Raw genomic sequence first — 18,455 nt, 5'->3', positions numbered from 1 at the left:
CTTTCTCCGACTACAACAAACAGATTGACCGCTTTTCACCATCGTTGTTACTAAAACTCTACCCGAAGGGACCCCACGACCGTCAACGGCTCTCCCGGATAAACACCAAGCCGGGGAGCGACGTTAGCAGCGGAGTCGGTAGGATCGGTAGACGCATAATATTGTTTATCCAGCAAATTACGGACACTAAGTTGAGTCGTCACACGGGCACTTTTAGTGTCCCATCTGTAAGCGGCGAAAGTATCCATCCGCACATAACCGGGCATCTGAAAGGAATTGGCGTTGTCGCCTTCACGTTGCCCGACAGCAACACCGCCCAAGCCAAAACTCAAACCGTTCAGGGCGCCATAACCGTTAAGATCATATCTGAGCCACATACTTCCCGAATGCTCGGGTACGTTACTAAGACGGTTACCTGCCGTGTCTCCGCCGAAGTCTTTAATAACGCGTGCATCGGTAAAGGCATAGCTACCGATCAGGCTCAACGCCTCCGTCACACGTCCTGTCATATCCAACTCAATACCCTGACTGCGTTGCAGGTTGGCTATTTTGTCAAATGGATCCGACGTACTCAGGTCATTAACCAAGATATTGTCTTTAGTCAGATGGTAGTAGGCGAGAGTGGCTAGAAACCGCTGATCGAACAATTGTGTCTTGATGCCTGCTTCAAACTGTTCGCTGGTTTGCGGATCGAATGTTCTTCCGTCGGCAGAGTTGGCATTGTTGGCGCCAAACGAGGTTGTCCAGTTGCCGTAAACGCTCAGCTGTTGCCAGGGTTGATAGAGAATGCCGACACGAGGACTAAATCCTTCGTCTTTACGGATGAGCGCTCCGTCGGCACGGACCAGATTTTCAAGCTGATGTTCGGCATCTGCGAAATTGGAAGCGTTGGCCCTACCAGTTTCAGCCCAATCGTAGCGGCCGCCACCCATGATATGCAGCCGATCCCAAATGGTGATTTGATCCTGGAAGTATGCACCATACCAACTGTTGTACGTGACCGCATGATTATTACCTATCACGCCAGCAAAGTAATCGGACGTCGACAGCGCAGTGTCGAAAGTGCTTTGCGGAATGCCGTAGCTAGGATACGGGTTATAAATATTGATTGCCAATGCCGGATCTGGAATCTTCCATCTTCCGTCTACGTTGTATTTATCGAATGCTCGATAAAAGTCAAAGCCGCCTAACACTTCATGCTTTGTTTCTCCGATGTCGAATTTACCCGTGATATCCAAATTAGTGGAATACACTTCCCGACTACTAGTTTGCCTGAATATATTCCGACTCATCATTCCGGTAACTTGATTTAGTGCGACAGCATCATTGAACGCCGGCGCGGGAGTGACTTGCGTTGTATTTCCATCGGCCAAACTCGCTAAAAAACGATTATGTATTGCCCAGTTATCGTTAAAACGATAATTTATTTCTGAACCTATTTTTACACTGGACTGTTCACTTAAAGGAGTATTCGGGTCTCCCAAATTGCGGCTAATAGGAATAGCCGCAGGACGATTACCGATGACCGGAATCCCAAAATCAGCCATCGCATTCTTATTTGTCCCTTCGACATCGACGGTAACATCCAGTGCATCGGTTGGCCTCCAAGTAATGCTGGGATTAACCAAAACCCGATCGGAGGTAACGAAATCCCGAAATGATTTATTGTCTTGATAAGCACCTGTAAAACGATAAAGCAGGGTTTTATCAGCGTTGATGGGACCGGTTGCATCCCACTGGGTACGGTATAAATCGTACGATCCGAATCGTTGTTCAAGCGAGTAATAGGGTGTATCCAAAGGTTTCTTGGTATTAATATTGATCAACCCGCCCGGCTCAGTCCGGCCGTAGAGTTGGGCCGGTCCCTTAAGTACCTCGATACTTTCCAGATTTCCCGTGTCGAAGCTGCCGAATCCCCCTTCGTTACTCAAAACACCATTACGATAGATATTACCCGTGCGAAAGCCGCGGACAATAAATCCGTCTCCCGACCCCAAAGACGACTGCGGACGCACCCCGCTGATGTTTTCCAGCGCATCCGCGACGCGTGAACTTTTTTGATCGTCCATTACGGCTCGCGGCAACACTTGTATGGAAACAGGCGTTTCCATAATCGGCGTATCGGTTTTAGTGGCCGCACTAGCATGGGATACGGCATACTCCTTGTTGTAAGGATTGCTAGCATCATGAACAGCTTTACCCGTCACGGTGATTACCTCCATCGTTTTACTCGACTGAGGCTCGGAAACAGTTTCCTTAGCTAAAGTAATACTGTTATCTCCCGTCAAACGATAAACCACCCCCGTTCCCCGCAACAACTCCTTAAGACCATCTTGTATACTATAATACCCTTTAACAGGTTTAGATTTTTCATCTAGCACAATGTAAGCCGGATATATTAACTCAATACTAGTTTTTTCTGCGAAACTATTCAATGCGGATGCCAAATCGCTTGAAGGCATGTCGAATTGTATTTTTACGCCTGCAACTTGTTCAGATGACGCCGGATCAGTATAAAGAAACGTTAACACAATCATTCCTTTTATAAAGCGATTTTTAATATTATATATTGGATTAATTACAATTTTATTAGGCGAAAAGTTATTTTTTTTATTGTGAACCATTCGGTGGTTTTCCTTAAATATGTCCTGTTTGAAAATAATTTTAAAAATCGAAATCAATAATTACAGTATGTTGTTGTCAGTACAAGCTTTACATTTACAATAAGGTAGACGCGCTACTGCAAACTTTACCCCACCTATACATATCGTTTTGATCAAATCATATTCAGCAACCATTGCTATAGTAATTTCCATGGTAATAGTCAGGCTCCCTAATGAATCCATTCCGACTAAAATATGTGTGATAACGGCCTAGTAGCTCGTCATCTAGCGAAGCACACTCAATCCCTAACTCGGATAACGTGCTTTGCGTTGCTCTACAATCGTAGCGAATCGCATCCTCTTCCAACAACGCCGATGCATCATCTTGCTTTTGCTCCGAAAACATCGGCAGCAACGGCAATAAAGCAAAATCGTTGGACTGAGTTTTGCCAATCTCAAGCAACTTATTCACCCAGTCGCGATAAGGAATGCGATGCAGCCGGTATCCCAAGCGGCTAAACCCATTGACCAGTTCATCGGAATAAGGCGGGATAGGATGATTTAGATGAAAACAACCGCCAACCGAACTCGGTTGCAACGACAATGCGACCATGGCGCGGCTCATGTAATCGACGGGAGCCATATCCATACGTAGGTGCTCTGCGGGGGCGTAACCGATCTGAATGCAACCTTTAATCAAGCGACACAAATAATCTTCGGTATTCCAAACACCGCTACGGCTATCGCCGGCAACGGTCGCCGGCCGATACACGGTTACCTGAATCCCTCTGTCCTTAGCCAATCTCACCAACTTTTCCGCCACCCATTTGCTCTGGGCGTAACCATTAGCCAAGTCTGCACCGGATGCCGGCTCGTCCTGCTCCCCATGGCCATACGGATTATTGAAAGAGGTTTCGCTAAACACCGATAAGGTTGAAACATAATGAACTGCTTTAGCTTTGCCGTAACAAGCCAGACGCAGCACTGCTTCAGTCGCTAATACGTTGGCGGCCTTTAACGCTTGGTAAGGTTGGACAAAGTTGACCTGCGCCCCGTTGTGATAAATAGCGTCAACCCGCCCGGCAATTTCTTCATAACGAGATACCGACAAGCCGAGCCGAGGCTCCGCCAAATCGCCGCACACCGCAATAACCCGGCTCCAATCGATTCGGTCTTGCAGGGCATAACGGCCGATCTGGCGTTGCAACCGGACTTGTGCTTCCCCTTCATTGACAGCCCTGATCAAACAATAGATGTTGGCCCGTGTTTGCTCCAACAATTCAGCCAGTAAAAATGTACCGAGAAAACCGGTCGCACCGGTTAACAGCATCGCTTGCGCCTCGACTACGGGGACGGCTGTCGAAGCGGTTGGCCGAATTTCAGGATCTAGTTTCGCTTCGGCCTCCAAATCGAGCAATTTATCGTCTTTTCTACTGCCGTCGATTAACTCGCCCTGGGCTACCAGGGTCGAGCATTCAAACAAATCCACCAGCGCAACGTCGACACCCACATTTGTTTGAATGGCTGAAACCAGTTCTATCGCAAGCAAGGAATGGCCGCCCAAATCGAAGAAATCGTCATGTCTGCCAATCTGTTCGACACCCAATAAACCGGACCAAATTTCCGCCAGCTTAATTTCCGTTTCCGAAACAGGCGTATCGGCCCGAATGTCGGACACCTTGTCTTTGGCTGCCGCCGACAATAATGCGTTACGATTCAGCTTACCGTTTGCGGTCAATGGCATCCGCTCCAGCCACACAAATGCGTTCGGCACCATATGATCGGGTAACGCGGATTTGAGATTTTCCCGTAACCTTTCTGTAGAGGCATTACCGACAACGTAAGCCGTCAATTGCTTATTTCCGGGCTGAGGTTCACTAGCCAAAACTACAGCGTCCTCTACATCCGGCTGCGCCATCAGACGGGCCTCGATCTCCCCCAATTCGATCCTAAAGCCACGGATTTTCACCTGATGATCGACACGCCCTAAAAATTCGAGGTTGCCGTCAAGCCGGTAACGCGCCAAATCGCCGGTTTTGTAGAGCCTGCCGCCAGCCGCTTGAAACGGGTCGGGGATAAATTTTTCCGCGGTCAATTCAGGCCGCCGCCAATAACCACGCACCACACCTGCGCCACCGATATGAAGTTCGCCTTGAACTCCAATAGGAACCGGATGACCGTAGCGATCCAGAATGTAAAGTCGAACGTTGCTGATCGGCCGGCCTATCGATACCGGCCGGTCCAAATCGTTCTGGCTGATAGGGTATACGCTGCTCCAAACCGAACCTTCGGTCGGGCCGTATTCGTTATATAACGGTACATTCGGCAACATTGCGTAATGCCGGTTAACCACGTCGATTGCACACGCTTCTCCGGCAACGATAGCCGTTTTCAGGGTTTCTAAGCGGATTCCGGCTTGTTTCACCAGCAAACCATAAAACGACGGCAAGGCTAGCAAATGCGACACCCGATACCGCGTGATCAATTCAGTCAATGCAACCGGATCTTTGGCGACCTCATCTTCCGGCAAGCATAAACAACCGCCCTGCCCCAGCGTCCAGAACAGTCCTGCCACAGAACTGTCGAAGGCAAACGAGGACAGCAACAAATAACAGGTAACAGGTGCGCGATAAGTAGTAAACCGCGCAACGGTGGATTGCAGCGCGTTACAATGCGAGACCATCACGCCTTTGGGTTGTCCGGTAGAACCGGAGGTATAGATCATGTAAGCCAAATTCAGCGAGTGGCCATACTGCGTAAGGTTATCAACGGAATATTGTTGGATGGCGGGCCAATCGGCATCCAGATAAGTCGTATCCTTGATGCCGAAGGCTAATTCCGCCGCTAGATGCTGTTGAGTCAGTAGTACGGCAATCCGCGCATCTTTCAACATATAGTCGACGCGCTCTTTGGGATAGTGGGGATCAAGCGGAACATAAGCTCCACCCGCCTTCAGTATACCCAGCATGCCGACCACCATCTCCAATGACCGTTCGACGCAAAGGCCGACCGGCACATCCGGCCCTATGCCCTTGGAGCGTAGATAATGAGCGATCTGATTGGCTTTGGCGTTAAGTTCAGCGTAACTTAAAGCCTGCTCTGCAAACACCAGCGCAACCGCGTCCGGCGTTTTTCCCACTTGCGCCTCGAACAGCGCGTGCAACTCTTGTTCGGTGGAATATTCGGCAGCGGTGTCGTTAAAATCATCCAAGATTCGCCGTCGTTCACCCTCAGGCATAATGCAGAGAGTATTCGCCGCTTGCTGGGGGCACTGTTCCAATGCCGTTATCAAACTGTCGATGGCGGTACAAACATAAATGCCGATACGTTCCGGACCGATACCGCTCACGCATTGCACGGTAAGATTAAAACCTTGCCCCAAATCGTCAACCGACAGCGTCAGCGGATAATTGGTACGCTCTTCGCTGCTAATCACACGCATCCCTTCCCACTCCAGCAGCGCCGATTGATCGGATACCGCAACGATCCTGGAGTGCCGGTAATTGAGTAGCGCGGTGAACAAGGGTAACGATGCCGGGACAGCACTACAACGCTGCGCCAGCGCAAGAGTGGCATGCTCGTGCATCAATAATTCGTTCAAATTGTCGTAGATGCTGCCGATTATGTCGCGCACAGTCCGGCCGGTCAGTGAAACCCGTATCGGCAAAGTATTGATAAACATGCCGACCGCACTGTCCGCTCCTATGCCACCGCCTTGCAACCGGCCCGACAATACCGTGCCGAATACCACGTCATCACGGCCGCTGCATTGTCCCAACACCAAAGCCCACGCCATATGGAACAAGCTTGCCGGAGTAACGCCGTGTTGCCGGGCGCTGTTGCGGGCGCGTTGCGCCAATTCCGCTTCCAGCGATAGAACAGCTTCTTCGACTTGTCCGCCGCTGCCTTGCACATTCAGCACCCCGAATGGCGCGGTCGGTTCGTCGATGTCACCAAGCTGCCGCCGGAAATAGCTTTCATGATCCGCCTGAGAAAGCGCACGCATACGGGCGATGAAGTTCCGGTAGGGTTGTATGGCTGGCAATTGCTCGGGCCGACCTTCAAGTATCAAGCGGATTTCCGACAAAATAAGCTGAAGCGTATAGTTATCGTCCACCATGTGATGGTTGAGCATCGCAAACCAGTATTCATCCGATTGGCTATCCTTAATGGCAAAGCCAGCCAACAGCGGAGCCTTCTGCAAATCCATCCTGAGCCGGCGAGGATCGGTGCGTTCCATCAAGCATTGGTAAATCCGTTCTTTAGGTTCAGGGGCCCATTCTTCAATGGTCAGCACGGCATGGCGATGCACGACCTGAACTGGCTGCGACAAACCGTTCCAGCGTATCGAACTGCGTAAAATGTCGTGTCGGTCAATCACCGTCTGCAGTGCCTCCAAGAAGCCTTGCAGACGCGCGCGATTATCGAACACGATGACGGAGCGAGTGATGTACGGATCGCCCCTGGTTTCCAGCAAATGGTGAAACAAAATACCTTCCTGCAACGGCGCCAGAGGATAAATATCCTGAATTCCGGCCACCCCTTCCGCAACGCTAGCCACGATCAAATCGATCTCATCCTGGGTGAAGCTGAGTAACGGCAGCATATCCGGGGTTATTTTCGGCGTTCCCGATGCATGCCTGTCCATCACAACGCCGTTTCTTATTGCAATCAACAAATCCTGCTTATGCGTTTTTAATGTGGACATTAATGCCTGATCGACAGCGCCTTGCGGTGCACGAATGACTAATTCGCCATCCAACTCGCTGACGACGATATTTTTTTTCTGCATCTCTGCAAAAACTTCCTGCAAGCTCATACCCGAAACTCCTCAAAATACGCTAGGTTTAACGACTGCCCGAAATGCTCGGGTATCAAATTGGGCGGCATATCAAAAGCCGGACTATTGTCTTGGTAATCGACTATCGTTTCCGCCAAAACAGACAATGTCGGATAGGCAAAAACCGCCCGCGGCTCCAGCAGCCAGCCTAGCCGACGTAATCGTTCGACCAGTGTCAGCACCATCAGCGAATGACCTCCCAATTCGAAAAAATGATCGTTGCGGCCAACGCGCTCCAGTTCCAACAGATCCTTCCAGATACAAGACAACGCGATTTCTTTTGTTCCTTGCGGCTCTTCGTAGCGATGGCTGATCACAGCCTCCCTATCAGGGGCAGGTAAAGCGCCGCGTGCCAACTTGCCATTGGCGGATAAAGGCATCAAAGGCAAAATGACAAAGGCGCTAGGCAGCATATAATCGGGTAAGGCTTCGGCCAAAATGGCGCGAAGGTCGCCAATGGACAACGCACTGTCATCGTTCGAGGTCAAATACGCCACCAAACGCTTGTCGCCGGGGTGATCTTCCCTGGCAATGACGACCGCGTCCTTGATCTCCGGCTGCTTAAGCAATTGGGCTTCGATTTCGCCCAGTTCGATCCTGAAACCTCGGATCTTGACTTGGTGGTCGATACGGCCCAAATAATCGATGTTGCCGTCCGGGCGGTAGCGCGTCAGGTCGCCGGTTTTGTATAGGCGGCTGCCTGCCGGGCCGAACGGATCCGGAATGAATTTTTCCGCCGTTAAATCGGGACGGTTTAGGTAGCCCCGGCCTAGGCCAATACCGGCGATGTGCAGTTCGCCGGGGGTAGTAATCGGCACCGGGTTCAGACTTCGATCGAGAATGTACAGACGGAGATTGCTAATCGGTTTGCCGATGGGAATCGCGGTTTCCCGGCAATCTTGCGGACAAGCCCAGTAGCTGACGTCGACCGAGGCTTCGGTTGGGCCGTACAGATTGTGCAACCCGGCCGGCAGTTTTTGTTGGAAGCGCTGTACCAGATCGGCCGGCAGTGCTTCGCCGCTGCACACCACCCGTTTCAGGCCGGTGCAGCGTTCGGCGCCCGGCGTGTCGACGAAGACTTGCAACATCGACGGTACGAAGTGGACCGTGGTAATACGTTCGCGGCGAATCAATTCGATCAAGCCTTGACTGTCTTTATGCAACTCGGGCGGTGCCACGACCAATCGGGCGCCGGTCATCAACGGCCAAAAGAATTCCCAGACCGACACATCGAAACTGTACGGGGTTTTTTGCAGGACTGCATCCTTGCTGTCCAGACCGTATTCGGCCTGCATCCATTGCAATCGATTCAAAATGCCTTGATGCGGCACGCCGGCGCCTTTAGGTTGGCCGGTAGAGCCGGAGGTATAGATACAATAGGCCAGGTTGCTCGGTTGAAGGTTGGGACGGGGATTGCCGGCGGAATACGCCGCGACCTGCGTCCAATCGCTATCCAGACTGAGCACTGGAGCCCCGGCAAAATCCAATTCGGCAAATTTCGCTTGGGTCAAGATCACGACCGGTGCGATGTCGGCCAGCATGAAGGCTAACCTTTCGGCCGGATAGTTGGGGTCGAGCGGCACATACGCCCCGCCGGCCTTCAGGATGCCCAGCAGGCCGACGACCATCGCCAACGAGCGCTCCAGGCAAATGCCGACCAACACGTCCGGGCCTACGCCCCGTTCGATCAGGTAGTGGGCCAGTTGGTTGGCTTGGGCGTTCAGTTCGGCGTAGCTCAGGCTCTCGCCTTCGAAGCTCAGCGCGATGGCGTCCGGGGTTTGCTTGACTTGTGCTTCGAACAGGTGGTGGATGCAGCGCTCTTGCGAGTAGGCAACTTCTGTGGCGTTCCAATCATGCAGGATTTGTCGGCGTTCGGCCGAGGTCAGGCTGGGCAGATTGGCCAATCGGGCCTCGGGTTGTTCGGCGAAGGCGTTTAGCAGGTGTTGCAAGTGTTCCAGCATCCGCGCCGCGACCGCCCCGGGAAAGCGGTCAGCATCGTAGTGCAGTGTCAGGCGCAGTTGCGGGCCGGGAAACACGGCCAGTGTCAACGGGTAATTGGTCGGGTCTTGCCCGGCAACTTGATCGATGCGTAACGGCCCGCCGATTTCCAGCAGGGCTTGGTCGAGCGGGTAGTTTTCGAATACTAGCAGGCTGTCGAACAAGGCCTGACCGCGACCAATGTCCGACCAGTTTTGAATCTGTGCCAGTGCTGCGTAGTCGTATCGGCTTTGAAGTCGGCCTTGCTCGAAGACGGTTTGCAACCAGTCGCTCAGTTTCTGCTCCGGCTCCAGCTTGAGCCGCATCGGTACCGTGTTGATGAACAGCCCGACTTGCCGTTCGATACCGGCCAGTTCCGCCGGCCGGCCGGCGACCGTGACGCCGAACACGACATCGCGCCGCCCGCTATAGTGGCTGAGCAGCAAACCCCAGGCGGCTTGAGCCAGGGTGTTGAGGGTTAAACGCCGTTGTTTGACGTAGTCTTGCAAGCGAGCGCTGAGCGCATCGCTCAGACAGAGGTCTTGCGGATGCAACGGGCCGACCGAGCCTTTGCTGTGGGGAGATTGGTCGACGCCGAGAACGGTAGCCGCTTCGAACCCCGCCAGTTGCGTTCGCCAGTAATGTTCGGCGGCGACTTGATCTTGGCGTTGCAGCCAGGCGACATAGTCGCGGAACGGCCGCGTGGCTGCTAACTCGGCGGCGCGGCCTTCGGCGAGTGACCGGTATAGATGGAACAGCTCTTCGACCAGAATCGGGCTGCTCCAGCCGTCAAGCAAGACGTGGTGATAGCTCCAGAGCAGGTAGTGACGCTCGTCCCCGCAAGCCGCCAGATTGACCCGCATCAAGGGGGGGCGTTCGAAATCGTAGCCTTGGCAACGATCATCGGCTTGTAAGGTTTGCCAACGGATTTGCTGTTCTTCTGCGCTTAAGTTACGCCAGTCGTGTTCGGTGATCGGTACGCTCGCGTGGCGTTCGACGCGTTGCAACGGTTGCGGCAGGCCTTGCTCGATAAACCCGGTTCGCAGGATGGCGTGGCGCGCCAGCAGGTGTTGCCAGGCCTGCCGGAAGGCGGTCGTGTGCAACGGCCCGTTGAGCCGGCACGCCAATTGAATGCGGTAAGCCTGGGTGTCCGGTTGGTAACGGCTGTGGAACAACAGCCCGTGTTGCAACGGGGTCAACGGGTAGAGGTCGTCCACTTGACGCGGTGCGAACGCCAACTCATCCAGCTGAACTTGGTCCAGCCCGGCCAGCGGGAAATCGCTGGGCGTATAACCGCCGACATCGGCGCGCCGGCAATGTGCTATCAACGTTTGCAGGTGGGTCAGGTAGCGGTCGGCCCAGCGTTCCAGTGTGGCGCGGCGATAGCGTTCCCGACTGTAACGCCAACTGAAGTGCAGTTGGCCGGATTGGATGTGCGCAACAACGTCAAGTTCGTGCGGGCGTTCGCCGCGCGAATCGCGGCTCGGACCGGATGTATCGACACTGGCTTCGAACAGAGCGTCACCGGCCAAGGCGGTATCGAGTTGTCCCAGGTAATTGAAGATGACGCGGGCCGCCGGTTGCGCATTCAGGGCTTGGCGCAGGTCGGCGTCGGCCGACAAGTAACGCAACGCGCCGTAACTGAGTCCGTTTTCCGGTACGGCGCGCAGCTGTTCTTTGATGCGTTTCAGTGCGTCAATTGGCGTGTCGTCCGCTTCAACGGTCAACAGCAATGGATAGACGTTGGTAAACCAGCCGACCGTGCGCGAGACGTCGAGGTCGTCAGCCAGGTGTTCCCGGCCGTGGCTTTCGCGGTCGATCAACAGATAAGTGGGAGTTGTAACGTCGATTTGATCACCCAAGGCAAGCACTAACGCGGTCAACAGTACCTCATCGATGTGGGTGCGGTAGGCCGTCGGGACCTCGTTCAACAAGGCCCGGGTTTGTTCGGCATCCAAGCACCATTCGACGCTGTCTTCCAGCTCGACCCGATTGGCGCCCGTCGGATAATCGACCGGTAGACTTTGCGCCTGCCGGTAGCGAGGGTCCAACCAGTATTCGGCTTGTCCGTTGAAATCGCCGTTTACGGCCCGCTGCGCCAGCCGTTCGGCCCAGTGTTTGAACGCGCTGGTTTTTGTCGACAGACTAAGCGTTTGCTGCGCAAGGCCCTGCCGACAGGCGTTATCCAGGTCTTCAAGCAGGATGCGCCAGGAAACACCGTCGACCACCAGATGGTGGATCGCTATCAGCAGTTCCCGCTCGCCGCCGCCCAAGTCGAACCAAACGGCTCGTAGCAGCGGGCCCTGCGCCAAATCGAGCGAGGCTTGGCAAGCGGCGGCTTGCGCGGCGATAGTGGCCTGACGTTGCCGATCCGGCAGCGCGGACAGATCGACCACGGTCAATACCGCGTTCCGCTTGTCCGCTTGATGGGCTTGCCGCCAAGTCAGGCCGACCTGTTCGAAACGCAGCCGCAGCGCATCGTGGTGAGCGATCAAACTGTTCAACGCAGCGGCACAGAGTTCAGGTGTCAAACCCGGCTTGATCCGCAAACGCAAGGCCTGATTCCAATGCTGCGGCCGGACGAAATCCTGTTCGAAAAACCAGTGCTGGATCGGCGTCAAAGGTACGTTGCCGCTAACCGAGCCCTGTTCGGCCAGCGTCTGACCGCAATGCGTCACCACTTCGGCCAATTCGGCCAAGCTCGGCCGCTCGAACAACTGCTTGGGCGTAAACACCAGCCCGACTTGGCGGGCGCGGCTGACGGCTTGAATGCTGAGAATCGAGTCGCCGCCCAGTGCGAAAAAGTGGTCGTGCCGGCCAATGCGTTCCACCCGCAGCAGGGTTCGCCAGATTTGTGCCAGTGCTTGCTCGGTTTCGCTGCGCGGCGCTACATAGGCCTTTTTCAGTTGTTCGCTCAGATCCGGCGCCGGCAATTGCTTCCGGTCCAGCTTGCCGTTGGCGGACAGCGGCATGGCGTCCAACACCACGAAAGCACCGGGCACCATGTAGTCCGGCAGTTGATGTTTGAGCCGGGCTTTGAGGCGCTCGACCATGGCCTGCTCGGCTTCGGTATCGGCCGCCGCCGCGTGCGGCACCACGTACGCCACCAAGCGCTTGTCGCCGGGGTGATCTTCTCTGGCAATGACGACCACATCCTTGATCTCCACTTGCTTGAGCAAGTGCGCTTCGATTTCCCCCAGTTCGATCCTGAAACCTCGGAGCTTGACTTGGTGGTCGATCCGGCCCAGGAATTCCAGTGCGCCGTCGGCGCGATAGCGGACCAGATCGCCGGTTTTGTACAGCCGGCCGCCGGCCGGGCCAAAGGGATCGGGGAGGAAACGTTCGGCGGTCAGATCGGGGCGTTGCCAATAACCGGGCACAATGCCGGCGCCACCGATGTACAGTTCGCCGGCTACGCCGACCGGGACCGGGTTGAGCGACCGGTCCAGGTTGTAAAGGCGGACGTTGGCGATGGGCCGGCCAATCGCTAGGGGCCGATCCAGATCATCCGCCCCGGCTTGATAGACGCTGCTCCAGACGCTGCCTTCGGTCGGGCCGTATTCGTTGTAGAGTTTGGCGCCGGGCAGCACGGCCAGGTGGCGTTTGACCACGTCGGTCGGACAGGCCTCGCCGGCAACGATGGCTACTTGCAGATTGCTTAAGGCTTGCGGCGATTGCTCCAGGAGCAGCGCATACAGCGAGGGTAAGGCTAACAGATGGGAAATTCCCTGTTGCTCGATCAGGGCCGCCAGGGCTGCCGGGTCTTTACTGTTGTCGTCAGAGAGCAGGCACAAGCAGCCGCCTTGCGTCAGGGTCCAGAAGATGCCGGCCACCGAGCTGTCGAAAGCAAACGAGGACAGCAGCAGATAGGCGTTGACCGGGTCGGCATAGCCCGTCAGCCGAGCCCAGGTGGAATGCACCGCGTTGCGGTGATTCACCGCTACGCCTTTGGGGCGGCCGGTGGAGCCGGAGGTGTAGATCAAGTAGGCCAAATGCAAGGGATGCAGGCTCAGCTTAGGGTTGGTCGCGGGATAGCCGGCCATGGCCGAACTGTCGCGGTCGAGATAGATGACTCCGTCTCTTGCCGCCGTCAAGTCCGCAGAGTCGGCAAATTCCGCATAGCATGCTTCGCGGGTCAATAACAACGTGACGCCGGCATCGGCCAGTATCAACGCCCGCCGCTCGGCCGGATAGCTGGGGTCGAGCGGCACATAAGCCCCGCCGGCCTTCAAGATCCCCAGCAAGCCGATCACCATCGCCAGCGAGCGTTCCAGACAAATACCGACCAGCACGTCCGGCCCGACGCCCCGTTCGATCAGGTAGTGCGCCAGTTGGTTGGCTTGGGCGTTCAGTTCGGCGTAGGTGAGGTGGTTATCTTCAAAGCGCAAGGCAACGGCATCCGGGGTCTTATCGACTTGCGCTTCGAACAGGTGGTGAAGACAGCAGCGTTGCGGGCAATCAAGCTCGGTCGCGTTCCAGGCCGCCAGATCGCGGTACTCCGTCTCTGTCAGAAATGGCAATTCGCCTAGCCGGCAATCCGGATTGTCTAACACGCCGCGAATAAGCGTTTCAAAATGTTTAGTCATCCGCGCAACGGTTGCGGATTCCAATATGCACAGTCGGTAACGAAAAGACAGCGATAACTCGCCCTGCGTTTCGGCCGCCAACAGGGTCAGATCGAACTCTTCGCTGCCGTCGCGAAAGGCAAGACCATCGGCGCGCAAGCCAGCCCAACGAATCGGCAGGCCGGTCTTGCCTAGCGCCATCGCCGCCGCCACGCTATCGGTTGCATCCTGTAAAACGAAGAAGGCCCGATAGAGCGCATCAGCAGCGACATTCTCTTTTCTCAGATTGTCCAGCAGCACGCCGTTCGGATAATATTGATGCGCCAACCCTTCCACCACCGTTCGCGTCACTTGCGCCAAGTAAGCGCAAAACCTTAAATGACCTTCCGGTCGGCTACGGAGTGGCAGCGGATTGACGAAATAGCCGACCGTATTGGCAAAACGCTGTTGAGGGCGGCCCAAGGTAGGCGAGCCGACAATCAAATCGTTTTGGTGGCTATAACGATAAAGCAAGGTCTTGAACGCGGTCAGCAATACGGCGTAAAGCGTGGTGCGACAGTCCGCGGCAAGCCGTTTCAAACCGGCCAGCGTTTCGGCCGACAGCGTCAATACTTCGCTGCCGGCCCGATAAGACGGTGTCGGTGTTGATACGCTCGGTAGCCCCAAGCTCGGCAAGTCGCCGGATAATTGCTCCCGCCAGTAAGCCAGGTCGCACTCGGCGCTGGGACTCGCCAAATAGCGGCGTTGCCAAAGCACGAAGTCGTTGTAAGCGGCGGACGGCGTCGGCAAGTGCTTGGTTGCACCTTCCCGTTGGGCCGCGTATAACTCGGCTAGTTCCTGCAACAACACTTGCAGCGAACGAAAATCGACGATCAAGTGGTGAACGACAAATGCCAAGACATGCTCGTGTTCGCTACAGCTGAACACGGCAGCCCGTAACAGGGGGCCGTTTTGCAAATCGAAGCTCGATTCGTTAAAAACCCGCAAATGGCGCTCGCACTCAGCCTCATCCGTACAATTTTTACGTTCCAGCGGTGCGGGTGCTCCGGTAGTTGGCTTTCTGACCGGTTGCAATTGCTCGTCCAAGCCGAACCCGCAACGCAGTTGATCGTGACGTTCGCATAGTGCCATCCAGGCGTTGGCCAACGCCGCATTGTCCAACGGCCCGAATATTTGCAATGCGGCGGTCAAGCGATACAACGCCGCTTCGTCTTCGATGTTGGCCCGCATCCAGAGCGCTCTCTGGTTAAAGGACATCGCACAGACCGGTTGTTCGGTTTGCGCGTCGGATTGCGGTGTTGCCTCATTCCGCTTGAGCAACTGCAAGGCGAGTTCGGCCGCATCGCACAAACTGGAGTCGCCCAACAAGTGGTCGAGCGGCAGATCGATATCTAACAGTTCGTCGATGAAGTATTTAGTCTCAACGGCCTTCAAGGAATCCAAGCCTAGACTGGTCAACGGCGCGCCGGCATCGACCATGCCGGCCGGCAACGCCGCCAACTCGGCAATTTTGTGCGCCAAATGCGCCGTTAACAGCGCTTGCCCGGTGTTTTGTTCCAGCGCTTTCAAGCTCAAGCGCAGCAACATCCGGGTATCGTTACCGGCGTCCGGCCCGGAATTCGAAGCCTTGATTTCGATTTCGCCGTCTGCGGCAACGATCGCCAACTGCCCGGAGCCGTATGCCTGGCAACAGGCTTGGCGCCGCACTTTGCCGCTACTGGTTTTCAATAGCGAGCCGGGTTTTAGCAGGATAATCCTGTCGGGCTGCACGCCGCATTCGTCGCTCAAGCGGCTACGAATCGCGGTAAATTCGCGCTCGAAGTTAGGTTGACGCAAGCGGTCGCGGCGCAATTCCGCTAACAGAATCAACTGTTCGCGCCGGTCGGCCTGCAGCGAACAGGCTACCGTCGCGGCCGGCACCAATGCATCGCAAGCGTCTTCGGCGGCACGTTCCAAGTCGTGCGGGTAGTAATTGCGGCCGCGGACGATAATCAGATCCTTCAAGCGGCCGGAGACGAACAACTCGCCGCCGTCGACGAATCCCAGGTCGCCGGTGCGCAGCCAGCGCTTGCCGCCGGCATCGCTGACGAAAGTCTGCGCATCGGCCTGCGGCTTTTGCCAGTAACCGGCAGCAATAGCGTGGCCGCTCAAGCAAATTTCACCGATCTGCCCTGCCCGGCACTCCACGCCGCTGTCGGGATCGACGATTTTCAGGTCTTCCTTACGCTCAGGCCGGCCGCAGGCAACGATGAGCCGGGCATCGGCGTCATCGACCGACACGGGTTGGGCGATGCGTTGCTCCAACGCGGATTTGGCGAAGGCCTGAAACCTGGGAGCGGCGCCTCGGACGCCGCCGCTTACCAGCAAGGTCGCTTCGGCCAGACCGTAACAGGGGTAAAAGGCGCGCCGGTCGAAACCGCAGGCCGCAAACTTGCCGGCAAAATCGGCCAAAGTTTTCGCGTTGACCGGCTCCGCGCCGTTGAACGCCAAGCGCCAACTACTCAAGTCCAAGCCGGCGGCGTCGCATTCGGCGATTTTTTGCACGCACAAGTCGTAGGCAAAATTCGGTCCGCCGCTGGTATGCGCCCGGTAGTCGGCTATCGCCTGCAGCCAGCGTAGCGGTTTCTCCAGAAACGCCAGCGGCGCCATCAGTACCGCATGAGCGCCGCAGTACAAAGGTTGCATCACGTTACCGATCAAACCCATGTCGTGGTATAGCGGCAACCAGCCGACGACGGTAGCGTTTTCGTCGTGGCCGAAACGTTGACGAATCAAGGCTTGATTGGCCAGCAAATTGGCGTGGCTGATCACCACGCCTTTGGCCTCGCCGGTGGAGCCGGAGGTGTATTGCAAAAACGCTACGTCGGCAGGACTAGCCCTGTGACGGCACCAGTCGCTTGCGTCCGCGCCGGGCTCGCCGTCGGTCAACAACCAAGCCGATTTGTCAAACTCGCCGTCCGTGGCCGAATAACGGCACACTTCATCCGCCACTTTGCGAGTCGCCAGCAACGAAGCTGCATCGCAGTCGTGCAATATGGCGCGCAAACGCGGCATGTGGCGCCGACTGCCGGGCGGATAGGCCGGTACCGCTATACAACCGGCGTACAAGCATGCGAAGAAGGCGACGATGTAGTCCAAACCCGGCGGGTATAGCAGTAGCGCGCGCCGGCCTTGCATATCCATAGCCTGTAAACGGGCGGCCCAGCAACGCGCCCGCCTATCCAATTCGCCGTAGCTCACCTCATCTTGAGCCCCCGCGCCGAAATTTAAAAAGGTGTAAGCCGTGCGTAACGGGTGCAATGCCGCTCGATTTTGCAAAACCTCCGCTAACGAGGTGGCGTCGGACAATATCTCGGAACCATAGCCGCCGGCATCCGAACAAGAATTCAGCTCTAACACTTCGCCTCCAGGTCTTTCAAGATCGATACACCCATCGGGACGCAAACGCTCAGGTTTTATAGCCATTCACCCATCGAACGCCGCATCCCGAATTTGCCGGCAACACAGCCTAAACTGCAGCCGAAAGGATTGCGTTGGAGACGACTGGAAAAATTGATTACCTCACTAAAAAATCCCCAGGTTGACTTCAGGAGATTCGAACGACTGACCGGAACGGAAAAACTAAATCCCTCTCGTCGCCAAGAGCTTTTACGGTTAGCGCATCCAGCGGACAAAATTGCAGGAATCGCCTAAAGGCTCTCTAACCCTGATCCGCCGAGTACAATAATTTGAAAAGGCTTACGTTATAACCGGCACAGGATTTCGCCTAACAGCCAAGCTAGGCTTTCTCTTATGCCGGCTCGCCATTAAACCGATGAATGCTGCGCAGCCAACACCTTGGCAACGGCTTGGATGATGAGTTGTGCGGTTTTCGCGCCGGCGTCGATATGCCCCACGCTACGTTCGCCTAAAAACGACGCCCTACCTTTGGTTGCAGGCATATCGCGGGTAGCTTCGACGCCGTCTGCCGCCACTTGGCAAAGGTGATCCAGAATAGCGTCGACGGATTTACCGGCAGAGACGTCTTGCCGCAACGCCGCCGCAACCGGCACCCATACGTCTAGCATGGTTTTCTCGCCGACATCGGCTTTTCCGCGTTGCTTGACCGCTTCTATTGCCTGTACAAAAGCGTCGGCAAAGTGGTTTAAATCGCAGTTTGAAGCCTTGCTGTGCTTGTGCAAATGGATGAACAAGGTGGCGTACAAAGAACCGGACGCTCCGCCGATAGCGGCCATGACTATCGTGCCGATTTTCTGCCACGCCGAGGGCCAATCCAATTCGGCGATTTCCTTGCGGTGTTCTTGTAAGACCTGGATGCCGCGTTGCAGATTGAACACGTGATCGCCGTCGCCGATCGCTTGGTCCAAGGCCGTCACTTCCTCGGCGTTTTGTTGGATAACAAGCGCGACCGTATCGATCAAATCGGGAAACAATGCAGGGCTGATAGACATAAAAACTCCGGTGATTGGT

4 protein-coding genes are annotated in these 18,455 nt (G+C 55.5%); all 4 read right to left on the bottom strand.

Annotation, left to right across the window (positions count from 1 at the left end):
• Window positions 1-50 precede the first annotated feature (50 nt).
• The gene (locus AB0A83_RS09625; protein ID WP_232056835.1) at window positions 51-2,624 is read right to left on the bottom strand and encodes a TonB-dependent receptor; all 2,574 of its coding nucleotides are present in this window, start codon (window positions 2,622-2,624) and stop codon (window positions 51-53) included.
• Window positions 2,625-2,787: 163 nt separating this feature from the next.
• On the bottom strand, window positions 2,788-7,422 hold the full coding sequence (locus tag AB0A83_RS09620; protein ID WP_367156099.1) for an amino acid adenylation domain-containing protein: 4,635 nt from the start codon (window positions 7,420-7,422) through the stop codon (window positions 2,788-2,790).
• Window positions 7,419-17,450 carry an amino acid adenylation domain-containing protein gene (locus tag AB0A83_RS09615; protein WP_367156098.1) on the bottom strand — a complete coding sequence of 3,344 codons (10,032 nt, stop codon included), beginning with the start codon at window positions 17,448-17,450 and terminating at the stop codon, window positions 7,419-7,421. Before AB0A83_RS09615 ends, AB0A83_RS09620 begins: the two co-directional genes overlap by 4 nt.
• Before the next feature lie 341 nt (window positions 17,451-17,791).
• On the bottom strand, window positions 17,792-18,436 hold the full coding sequence (gene dhaL, locus AB0A83_RS09610) for a dihydroxyacetone kinase subunit DhaL (RefSeq protein ID WP_367156097.1): 645 nt from the start codon (window positions 18,434-18,436) through the stop codon (window positions 17,792-17,794).
• Between the last annotated feature and the right edge of the window lie 19 nt (window positions 18,437-18,455).

The organism is Methylomonas sp. HYX-M1 (assembly GCF_040741385.1).
GTDB classification, from domain to species: domain Bacteria; phylum Pseudomonadota; class Gammaproteobacteria; order Methylococcales; family Methylomonadaceae; genus Methylomonas; species Methylomonas rhizoryzae.
Note: the sequence above shows the minus strand (reverse complement) of the source record. Positions and strands in the feature narration are given on the sequence as shown.

Bases quoted from the DNA above. Each gene is read 5' to 3' on its own strand.
- AB0A83_RS09625 (WP_232056835.1), bottom strand. From the start codon at position 2,624: ATGGTTCACAATAAAAAAAATAACTTTTCGCCTAATAAAATTGTAATT.
- AB0A83_RS09620 (WP_367156099.1), bottom strand. From the start codon at position 7,422: ATGAGCTTGCAGGAAGTTTTTGCAGAGATGCAGAAAAAAAATATCGTC.
- AB0A83_RS09615 (WP_367156098.1), bottom strand. From the start codon at position 17,450: ATGGCTATAAAACCTGAGCGTTTGCGTCCCGATGGGTGTATCGATCTT.
- dhaL (WP_367156097.1), bottom strand. From the start codon at position 18,436: ATGTCTATCAGCCCTGCATTGTTTCCCGATTTGATCGATACGGTCGCG.